This window comes from Tomitella biformata AHU 1821, assembly GCF_000524475.1.
Lineage (GTDB): Bacteria > Actinomycetota > Actinomycetes > Mycobacteriales > Mycobacteriaceae > Tomitella > Tomitella biformata.
Window position 1 is genome coordinate 31587 of record NZ_BAVQ01000015.1, and the last position, 10630, is coordinate 42216.

Here is a 10630-nt window from a genome sequence, read left to right on the forward strand (position 1 = left end):
CGTCCCGAGTCGACGCACTCGCCGATGTCGTGATCGGCAAGAAGCCTGGGACTGTTCATCGTGATGGGTGAGACGGCTGAGCCGGGGGAGTGAGTCCCGCCAGGATTCACGGTGACCATGGATCCGGGACGGCCACCGATGAACTGGGCAATATGGTCTCGGCGCAGACTCACACATCGACGATGGGTTCGGAAGCGTTGTGATCGGCGCGTGGTGCGCAGCCGGTCTCAAGCCCTACTGAAATCGCCGTATCTCGGGAGTCTGGTCGACTCGACCAGCGAGCATGTCTGTGGCCACTGCCATGATGGTCACACGACCTGCCCGGTGGCAGGAACACGAACAGGTTTCCGGCCGGGAAAGAGCGAGGTGGGCGCAGTGGCGTCAGTGCACGAAGTGATCGAGGCGTTCCGCAAAGCCCCCTCGAACTCCGAACGCGGCACCAAGTTCGAACATCTCATGGTCCGATACTTCCAACTCGACCCCACCCTCAACCAGCAGTACGACCAGGTCTGGCGGTGGATGGACTGGCCCGGACGTGATGGCAAACCCGACACCGGCATCGACCTCGTCGCCCGCGAACGCGACACCGGCGCCTACACCGCGATCCAGTGCAAGTTCTACGAGCCCACCTCGACACTGTCGAAGGGCGACATCGACTCGTTCTTCACCGCCTCGGGCAAGAAGCCCTTCAGCAACCGGCTCATCATCTCTACCACCGACCGCTGGGGATCCAACGCTGAAGCCGCACTTGCCGACCAGGTGATCCCCGTGCAGCGAATCGGCCTCGCCGAAATCGCCGAGTCCCCGATCAACTGGGACATCGCCCGCCCCGACGAGGACTTCCACGTCACCCTCACCGAGGCGGTCAAGCACGAGCCACGCCCGCACCAGCAAGAGGCGATGGACGCCGTCTTCGGCGGCTTTGGCGCCGGCAATGATCGCGGCAAGCTGATCATGGCGTGCGGCACCGGCAAGACGTTCACCGCGCTCAAGATCGCCGAGCGCACCGCGGCGGAGAACGGCGGCAGCGCCCGCATCCTGTTCGCCGTCCCCTCCATCTCCCTGCTCTCCCAGACCCTGCGGGAATGGACCGCGCAAACAAAGCTCGACCTGCGGGCATTCGCCGTGTGCTCCGACCAGAAAGTCTCGCGTTCGGCGGAGGACATCAACGCCTACGACGTCGCGATCCCCGTCACCACCGACCCGGCCACCCTGACCGTCGAGATGGGCCACCGTAAACGCGCCAAGGGCCTGACGGTCGTGTTCACCACCTACCAGTCCCTGCCCGTGATCGCCGCAGCGCAGACGCAGGGTGTGGACCCGTTCGACCTGGTGATCTGCGACGAGGCGCACCGCACCACCGGTGTCACTCTGTTCGGCAATGACGAGTCGAACTTCGTGAAAGTCCACGACGGCGACTTCCTCAAATCCACCCGCCGGCTCTACATGACCGCCACACCCCGGATCTTCGACGACAACGTCCGCGCCAAGGCCGACGAGCACTCCGCCGAAATCACCTCCATGGACGACGAGGACACCTACGGACCCGAGTTCCACCGGCTCTCCTTCGGCGAGGCCGTGGACCGAGGCCTGCTCACCGACTACAAGGTCATCGTCCTGACCGTCGACGAGTCCGTCATGGCCTCCCCGCTGCAAGGCCAGCTCGCCGGCGATTACGGGGAACTGCGCCTCGACGACGCGTCGAAGATCGTGGGCTGCTGGAACGGCCTCGCCAAACGGGCCGGCCAAACCCCCGACGGCACCGGCTTTCAGCCAGGCGAGTTGCCGATGCGCCGCGCCGTCGCATTCGCCAAAGACATCGCCGCATCAAAGCAGGTCGCCGAAGTCTTCCCCGCCGTCGTCGACGCCTACCGAGACCTCCTAGCGACCAGCGAGGACGACGGCAACCGCGTCGACGCCACCAACCTGGACCTGACCTGCGCCGTCCGGCACGTCGACGGCACCTTCAACGCACTCGAGCGCAACCGCGAGCTCGCCTGGCTCAAAGCCCCACTGCCCGAGGGCGAATGCCGGATCCTGACCAACGCCCGCTGCCTGTCCGAGGGCGTGGACGTCCCAGCGCTGGATGCGGTGATGTTCCTCAACCCCCGCAACTCCGTGGTCGACGTCGTGCAGTCCGTCGGCCGCGTGATGCGCAAATCCCCCGATAAGAATTACGGCTACATCATCTTGCCGGTCGCCGTCCCCGCCGGTGTCAGCCCCGCAGCGGCGTTGAACGACAACGTGAAGTTCAAGGTCGTGTGGCAGGTCCTCAACGCCCTTCGTGCGCATGATGATCGGTTCAACGCAATGGTCAACTCCATCGCCCTCAACGCCGCCAACCCTGGTGCGGGGGATGGCAAGGGCACCGATCGGCTCCTCGGCGGGCACATCGGCGCGCTCACCGGCGACGAGCGCCTCAACGGCGCTGATAGATCCACAGACGGGTCCACCGATGCGGCGACGGTCGAGACTGATGCCTCGGGCGGTCAGATGGCCACGCAGATGGCGCTGTTCTCCCTCTCGGAGTGGCAGGAGGCGATCTACGCGAAGATCGTCGACAAGGTCGGAACCCGCGCCTACTGGGAAGACTGGGCCGGCGACGTCGCCGACATCGCCGCAGCCCTCACCACCCGCATCGACGCCATCCTCGCCGCCGCGGAACCAGAAATCACGGAGGCGTTCGAGGATTTCCTGACCGGGCTGCGCGACAATCTCAACGACTCCATCAGCCACGCCGACGCCGTCTCCATGCTGGCGCAGCACTTGATCACCAAGCCGGTGTTCGACGCACTGTTCGCCAGCCACGACTTCGCCACCCACAACCCCGTCGCAATCGTCATGCAGGCCATGGTCGACACCCTCGGCGGCGCAGGCCTGGAAGCAGAGACCGCGCACCTGGAGGGGTTCTACGACTCCGTCCGCATCCGCGCCGCGGAGGTCACCACCGCGGAGGGCAAGCAGCAGGTCATCGCGGATCTGTATGAGAAGTTCTTCCGCATCGGCTTCCGCAAACAGTCCGAGGCCCTCGGTATCGTCTACACCCCGGTGGAGATCGTCGACTTCATCCTCCGCGCCGCCGACCAAGCCTCCAAGGACGCGTTCGGCCGGGGCCTGACCGATGAGGGCGTGCACGTCCTGGACCCGTTCACCGGCACCGGCACGTTCATGACGAGGTTGTTGCAGTCCGGTCTCATCGCCCCGGCAGATCTGGCGCGGAAGTACGCGAATGAGTTGCATGCCAACGAGATCATGCTGCTGGCGTATTACATCGCGGCGGTGAACATCGAGACCACCTACCACGCCCTCCCCGGCGTAGAGGGCGTCGAGTACAGCCCGTTCGAGGGGGTCGTTCTCGCCGACACTTTTCAGATCACCGAGGAAGGAGACGAGCTCGACCTCAAGGTGTTCCCGCAGAATAACGACCGCATCGTCCGTCAGAACAAGATCCCCATCAACATCGTCATCGGCAACCCGCCCTACTCGGTGGGGCAGACGTCGGCGAACGACCTGAACGCGAACATCGGCTACCCGACGTTGGATGGCCGCATCGCGGACACCTACGCGAAACGCTCGACGGCGACGAATAAGAACAGCCTCTATGACTCGTACCTGCGGGCCTTCCGATGGGCGACCGACCGCATCGGCGACACCGGCGTGGTCGCATTCGTCTCCAACGGCGGTTGGATCGACGGCAACACCGCCGACGGCATCCGCCTCTCCCTCGCCGAGGAATACTCGCGGATCTACGTCTACAACCTGCGCGGCAACCAGCGCACCGCCGGCGAGCTCTCCCGCAAGGAGGGCGGCAAAGTCTTCGGCTCCGGCAGCCGCAACACCGTCGCCATCCTCATCGGAGTCAAGGACCCCGCCCACACTGGCGGCTGCGAGGTTCTCTACCGGGACATCGGCGACTACCTGACCAGCGAAGAAAAACTGAAGATCGTCGACGACGGCGACCTGACCACCGTCGAGTGGCAGGACATCACCCCAAACAGCCACGGGGACTGGGTCAACCAACGCGACGACACGTACGGGGCATGGCCGGTGATCGGGGAGAAGAACGCGAAGCAGGCCACCACCACCGTCTTCACCACGTTCAGCCGCGGGCTTGAAACCACCCGGGACGCGTGGGTGTACAACTACTCGCGGGATGGGCTCGTGGGAAATGTGCGGCGCATGATCGGCAATTACCAGGCCCAGCACGCCCCATTCGCGGAGTACTGCCGTGCTGCTGGCGTCACCCGAGCGAACGAGGCTGCGGTCACCGCGTATCTGACAGCGAATCCGCATGTGGCAGAAGCGGACCACATCAAGTGGTCGCGGAGCCTGCGCACCCACCTCGCCCGTCGGGCGCAGGTCGAGCGCCGGGCAGAGGGGCATGTCGTCAGCCTCTACCGACCGTTCAGCAAACAGCACGCCTACTTCGATGCGCACCTCAACCACGAGCGCGGACAAATACCGTCGATGTTCCCGACCCCGAATCATGAGAACCTCGGCTTCTATGTGGTCGGTACCGGATCAGATAAGCCGTTCTCGGTGCTGATGACGGACTCGATTCCTGACCTGTCGTTCTGGGGATCCGGCAGCGGCCAGTTCTTCCCCCGCTGGACCTACGTGCGGTCTGAACCGTCAGGTGGTGAGCTCGAGTTCGCGGCGGCAGACACGGCCGACGAGTACGGATACCGCCGCGTCGACAACATCACCGACGGCATCCACGCGCTCTACCAGGCCGCGATCGGCGAGCAGGTCGCCAAGGACGACATCTTCTACTACGTCTACGGCCTGCTCCACGACCCCGCCTACCGCGAGATGTACGCGGCGGACCTGAGGAAGATGCTCCCGCACATCCCCACCCCCGAAACCCGACAGCAGTTCGACAAGCCCACCGCCATCGGCCGCAAGCTCGCCGAACTGCACATGAACTACGAGGCCGTGGAGCCGTACGACGTCGACGTGCAGATCAAGCCCGGCGTATCCGCGGGGGATCGTGAGACGTGGCGAGTGCAGAAGATGAAGTGGGGCAAGAAGAAAGACCCTGCCACCGGCAAGAACGTCGACGACCGCACCACCATCATCTACAACCCAAAGATCACGATCTGCGGCATCCCGGAGGAGGCCGAACGCTACATGCTCGGCTCCCGATCGGCGTTGGCGTGGATCATCGACCGCTACCAGGCCAAAACCGACAAGGCATCGGGGATCGTCAACGACCCGAACGACTGGTGCGACGAGTACGAGGACCCCACCTACATCGTCGATCTGATCAATCGGGTCACCACTGTCGCGGTCGGGACCATGGAGATCATTGATGCACTCGCAGAATGTGATCGATGACCTTCATCATTCCGCCGTCAGGTGATCCGCACCCCCTGTCTATTGAGGGGCTGCTCGCTACGTCTATGCCCATCGCCAACTCCGAGCCTGCTCTGCCCACGCGAGTAACGCGAAGAAACCTCGCTGCCGCAATTACAGACGCGTTGTGCGAAAACAAAGAGTACGACCTCGAGGCCGAATGCTGCCGTCTCGGGATGGCGGCAAAGGTCGAGGACGAAGACGACCCGTACACGAGTAAACGTGCATACGTCAACCGGCGAACCACCGCAATGGATCTATCCGCCATGGTGGATCTTGCCCGAAAAATCACGGCTGACTATGACGCACCCCCGCTTTCTCACTTGCTCTCCCTCGCAGGCATACGCGGAGTGGACGGCGAGATGAAGAACCTTATTTTCGCTGCGGATGGCCCGAAGCCGGAGATCGTCCTCGACGACGCGCTCAACAATGTCATCCGGATCACCAAGAACGAGGAATACTGCCTCGTCTTCGACCAACCACTCAGCGAGCACGGATTGACGTGGCGGGACCTCACACGATGGTGGGCTGGCAGCGACACCCTCGACGCTAAGACTGAACGAACGAAAGCGCTGGAACTGTACGACCGACTGATGAGTTCTATGAACGGCAACGGCGCAGAACAGTTGATGTTCAAAACGTACTGTTCCCTGTATGGCTCCCACGGATTCAATGTTCCGGCTCTGATCCCGCAGGTATACCTGCACTACGACCCGTACACGAAGGGAGCCGGCGCAACGCTTCCCCGGCAGAGAATGGACTTCCTGCTGCTTCTCCCCGGCAACCGCCGCATAGTCCTTGAGCTGGACGGAATGCAGCATTACGCGTCAACCGACCGACAGGCTTCTCCCACCCTGTACGCGCAAATGATGGTCGAAGACCGTAAGCTCCGCCTCGCCGGATACGAAGTCTTTCGCTTCGGCGGAGCAGAGTTCACCAACCACGATGCGGCCCCCCAGATGCTTCTCAGCTTCTTCCGCGACCTCCTGGAACTACCAGAAAACTGACCGGTCAGCGTCTTGACCAGCTGGCGCAGATCATCGAGATTTGAGCAAGCCTGTCCATCGAGGGGGACTGCTGCACGATCACCGTGTCACCGTCGCAAACGAAATCGAGCATCTCCTCAAGCACCGGGCGGGCAGTACCCCGGCCGACCCCCTTCTCCCTGAACATCTTCTGGACCATGTCACCCAACGACGGCGTCGCCCACCCATCGACAGCCTGTGGTCGGTAACAAGCCCGCGCTAAACACCCGCGTCAACCGGCCAGGTCATCTACCTTGACCACGGTCGAATAGTCCTCGCCAGCGGTATCAGCTTCCTCGATCATGTCTTCCCACGGCCACCGGACCGTTGCAAAACGCCGATACACAAGGAGTTGTTGATCAACCAGGCGGACCCGACCATCCGAATAAGTCAGTACGAGCCCTCGACCATCAGAGTCGACTTGTAGTCGTTCCAAGTTACCTAGCGCGAGCTTGAGGTTCCCAGGCTGAATCCGCGGTTCGCGAGCCTTCGAAACCCTAAGTATTTCACTGCGTGGCACACCAGCGATCAGGTCATCATCTGTCGACTCAAGGGCTACCGCAAGAATATGGGCGTAGATCCCCGTCGAGTTCTTTCGGCTTCTAATTCCGGATGATACCCTGCTTGCGAAGGTCTGATACACACTGTTCAGCTCATCTGCATAAAACATTGCAGCATTGTGCACATGATTGATGTCATGCACAGCTTGCCTTACAGACTTCTGTCGGGTTATGTTCGCGTCATCTAAAGTATCGAGAACGAGGCGTTGCAAGATTCCAGCATTACCATATGCGATCTCTACCAACTCATCACGGACCCCCGCGGAAAGCTCTAAATTAAGCGCTTGGCATCCTTTTTCAAGAATCTTCGCAAGCTCTTCACTGTTCCAGACTACTGATACCTCCCTCACTCTTCCAGTCAATTCAGAATTAAGGTTCAAAAGTAGATTATTGTCGCTCCAAACTCCAATGATAACGACATATAGCCTTAGGTCCCACATAGTTTTTAGGTCATATGCGAGCTTCGTTCGTTCTTTTGTGTCCAGGTAATGAAAATCCTCTACTATAAGGCGTTTTCCAGATTCTCTAATTAGTTGACAGATGAAATCGAGATCGTTGATGTTCTGCCGTAACGATTCCTTAGAATCGCTCCCACTCAAAGTGCTAGTCAAACCTAGTTTGACCTTCACCTTTCCAATGAGACCGACACCGAATTCTGTCTCCCCCTCTACAGTCCCTTCCATGGATCGAGAGTTACTCTCGCTGGTGACCAGCTTCACCCCAATCTGTCCTAGAGCCTCACGGTATATATCTGCGACAGACTTTCCCCATCGGCATTGCACTGTGATCGCATCGCCAATAATTCGCTGCCGAAGCCAAGATTTTCCACTCTTAGAAGCCCCACGTATTGCAATGTGATTATCCCGCTTCAAATATTGTTTGATCTTCTCATCGAGGGCCCCCCGGTCGACGTATGAGTCCTTGAGGATCTCTGTAGAAACCCCGAACACTTGGGCGGTCTGCTTGCGAATCATAGCGATGACGCTACCCGGCTCTTGAATTCGGCTATTCTGGCGACTCCGATATTGGTGCAGTGAACTGTGACCTCAGATAGTTGTACACCGTCTCCCGGCTGACCCCGTAGGCCTTCGCGAGCGCGGTCTTCGACTCGCCGGCCTTCGCCCGCGCCGCCAGCTCGACGGCCTGCTCTGCGGTGAGTGCAGGCTTGCGCCCCTTATAGACGCCGCGCTGCTTGGCCTTCGCGATCCCCTCCTTCTGCCGCTCCAGGATCAGAGATCTCTCGAACTCGGCGAACGCCCCCATCACGGACAGCAGCATCATCGCCATCGGCGAGTCCTCCCCGGTGAACGTCAACGACTCCTTGACGAACTCGACCCGCACCCCCTTGTCGGTGAGCGTCTTGACCAGCCGACGCAGATCATCGAGATTGCGCGCAAGCCGGTCCATCGAATGCGTGATCACGACATCACCGTCGCGGACGAAGCCGAGCATCTGCTCCAGCACCGGGCGAGCGGTATCTCGGCCGGATGCCTTCTCCGTGAACGTCTTCTCGACGTCGACGCCGTCGAGCTGCCGGGCGGTGTTCTGCTCCACGGTGCTGACCCTGATGTACCCGACCCGCACGCCAAACCCCCTCCACCCGACCAAACTGTCAGGTTGAAGGCTAAGAGCCCACCGAGCAAGTGTCAATAAATTCCATTTTTGGCCTCAACTTGACGGATATTTCCCCTGCTCGAATCCGTCAGTCTGAGGTGCACCCCAGATGATCGATAGTCGCCACGCCTGCCACCCTGCAGATCGTCGACGGGCTGCCAATGACCACGCCGGTGCGCACCATCGCCAACCTCGCCACCGACGACACCGACTCCGAGCGCCCCACTCCTTCCGCCCCGTCCTCCCACACGGCCCGTGCACCGGCGCCGCCACCGGCTAAATCGCGAGCTCCCGATAGCTGTCGGACACCCGTGCAATAGTGAGCACATGCGGTCCACCTGCTCCCTCTACGTCGATGCCGGTTACCTCCTCGCCTCCGCCGCGACCCGGGTCACCGGCACCTCCCTGCGCGGTGGCATCCACGTCGAATACCCACCCCTGATCCGCACCCTCATCGACACCGCCGAAACACTCTCCGGCCTGCCGGCCCTGCGAGTCCATTGGTACGACTCCGCCCGCAACGGCGTCCCCGACACCCAGCAAGAGCGCATCGGCGAGCTGTCCAAGGTCAAACTCCGCCTCGGCCGCTTCGGCGTCAACGGCGAGCAGAAGGGCGTGGACCTGCGCATGGGCCTCGACCTCGTCGCCCACGCCCGCAACGGCGCATCCGATGTGTTCTTCCTCGTCTCCGGCGACGACGACCTCGCCGAGGCCGTCGAAGAAGCCCAGGTCCACGGCATCCAGGTGGTGCTGCTTGCGGTGCCCACCCTCGCGGGCAAACCCCACGGCGTGAGCCGGCACCTGATCCGGGCCGCGGACGAGCTCGACAGCATCGACGGTGCCGCGATCGACGCCGCGGTGCTCAAGGTCGATCGCAAACCCGAACCCGAACCCGAACATGCGCTAATCACTCCGCAGCCCACTCCCCGGCCTGCACCGCATCAAGTCGTCGCCGCTGCGCCGCGGCCCGCCGTCCGGACCCCGCTCGATCTGGCCTCCACCATCTCCCCGGTTCCCGCCTTCCCCCGCCAGGAATCCGTCCTCGCCTACAGCGCTTCGACCGGCACGGTCGCCCAGGTGCTCCCCGGGTACACCGACCACGATCGCCTGATCGACGAGGTCGTGAGACGGGTGATCACGTCATTCCTTAAGAGTGCCTGCTCTGAGGACAAGCTTGAGCTCCAGCGTGCCCGGCCATCGATCTCCCGCGACGTCGACCGCGCCCTACTCCAGGACGCTTCCGACCTCATGCAGCTATACGACTTGGACGAGGGCATCCGGAATCAGCTGCGCACCCGATTCTGGGAGATCTACGACAAGAGCTGATCCCGTCGGGGGTGCACCCCAAACTGTGGACTGACGAGATCCTGCGTGCCGCGGACGTGATTGTCACCATGGGCTGCGGCGACGCGTGCCTATCTTCCCCGGACGTCGCTACGAGGACTGGCTCGTGCCGGGGACGGGGGGTACCCAACAGCTGAGGCCCAAGGCCACACGGCGAGGCAGGATATAGGTATGAAGGTAGAGATTCTGTATTTCGATGGCTGCCCGAACTGGCAGGACGCGGGTACCCGAGTCCGGGCGGCGGCTGAATCCGTCGGGTTGTCCGATGTCGAGATCGGCTATCGGCGGATCGAGACGGAGACAGAGGCCGCGTCGCTGCCGTTCGCCGGTTCCCCGACGATCCTGATCGATGGCACGGACGCGTTCGCTGGGGCGGAACCGGTGGCCGAGTTCGCGTGCCGTATCTACTCGACGGCGGCCGGGCTGGCTGGATCGCCCACCGTCGATCAGTTGGCCCAGGTCCTGCGGGACAGACGCTAACGCGCACAGGCGAGAGCACTGCCCGGCGGTGCGACGGTTCCCGTGAGGATGGCCGCTAGGGCGATTGCGCCAGGAGCGCTGACATCTCGGCCGAGAGGGGCATTGCCGTCATGAGCCCGGCACGGGTTCGCCCGGTGTTGCCCTCGGGGTAGCGGCCGAGCGTCGATCCGGGCGCGGCGACGATGATGCGGATGATCTGGCCGATCGCCTCGCGGCGGTCTCGTTGGCGCAGGGCGAGTCCGAGCATGGCGA

The 10630-nt window shown here is 62.3% G+C and carries 8 protein-coding genes and 1 pseudogene; 5 read left to right on the forward strand and 4 right to left on the reverse strand.

Translation table 11 applies throughout. From position 1 onward, the window contains the following. Positions 1 to 375 precede the first annotated feature (375 nt). Together TBIF_RS07350 and TBIF_RS23170 are read left to right on the forward strand one after the other, a co-directional pair. Complete coding sequence (locus tag TBIF_RS07350) at positions 376 to 5337, forward strand: DEAD/DEAH box helicase (protein ID WP_024794187.1); 4962 nt, start codon at positions 376 to 378, stop codon at positions 5335 to 5337. Further along, positions 5334 to 6362, forward strand: a complete 1029-nt coding sequence (locus tag TBIF_RS23170; RefSeq protein WP_024794188.1) for a putative endonuclease domain-containing protein — start codon at positions 5334 to 5336, stop codon at positions 6360 to 6362. The genes TBIF_RS07350 and TBIF_RS23170 overlap by 4 nt, the downstream gene beginning before the upstream one ends. A gap of 4 nt (positions 6363 to 6366) precedes the next feature. Here the strand turns inward: TBIF_RS23170 and TBIF_RS25650 are convergent, their stop codons facing one another. From TBIF_RS25650 to TBIF_RS07365, 3 genes are all read right to left on the reverse strand, one after another. Further along, positions 6367 to 6540 carry a recombinase family protein gene (locus TBIF_RS25650; protein WP_158506325.1) on the reverse strand — a complete coding sequence of 58 codons (174 nt, stop codon included), beginning with the start codon at positions 6538 to 6540 and terminating at the stop codon, positions 6367 to 6369. Positions 6541 to 6612: 72 nt separating this feature from the next. Continuing rightward, the gene (locus tag TBIF_RS24865) at positions 6613 to 7914 is read right to left on the reverse strand and encodes a hypothetical protein (RefSeq protein WP_084611597.1); all 1302 of its coding nucleotides are present in this window, start codon (positions 7912 to 7914) and stop codon (positions 6613 to 6615) included. A gap of 31 nt (positions 7915 to 7945) precedes the next feature. Beyond that, positions 7946 to 8524: a recombinase family protein gene (locus TBIF_RS07365; RefSeq protein WP_024794189.1), complete on the reverse strand. Its 579-nt coding sequence runs from the start codon at positions 8522 to 8524 to the stop codon at positions 7946 to 7948. A 357-nt stretch (positions 8525 to 8881) separates the two neighbouring features. Between TBIF_RS07365 and TBIF_RS07370 the strand changes: the two genes are divergently transcribed. From TBIF_RS07370 to TBIF_RS07375, 3 genes and pseudogenes are all read left to right on the forward strand, one after another. After that, positions 8882 to 9880 (forward strand): NYN domain-containing protein, encoded by a 999-nt coding sequence (locus tag TBIF_RS07370; RefSeq protein ID WP_024794190.1) that lies wholly within the window; start codon positions 8882 to 8884, stop codon positions 9878 to 9880. A gap of 5 nt (positions 9881 to 9885) precedes the next feature. After that, positions 9886 to 10040 (forward strand): annotated as a pseudogene (locus TBIF_RS26190) (arsenate reductase ArsC); the annotation flags it as partial. A 29-nt stretch (positions 10041 to 10069) separates the two neighbouring features. Next, positions 10070 to 10378: an alkylmercury lyase gene (locus TBIF_RS07375; RefSeq protein ID WP_024794191.1), complete on the forward strand. Its 309-nt coding sequence runs from the start codon at positions 10070 to 10072 to the stop codon at positions 10376 to 10378. A 55-nt stretch (positions 10379 to 10433) separates the two neighbouring features. On the opposite strand, the gene TBIF_RS07380 is transcribed toward TBIF_RS07375, so the two are convergent. Continuing rightward, positions 10434 to 10630, reverse strand: a 197-nt coding sequence (locus TBIF_RS07380; protein ID WP_024794192.1) for a DUF3703 domain-containing protein, incomplete at its 5' end; no start/stop codon positions are given.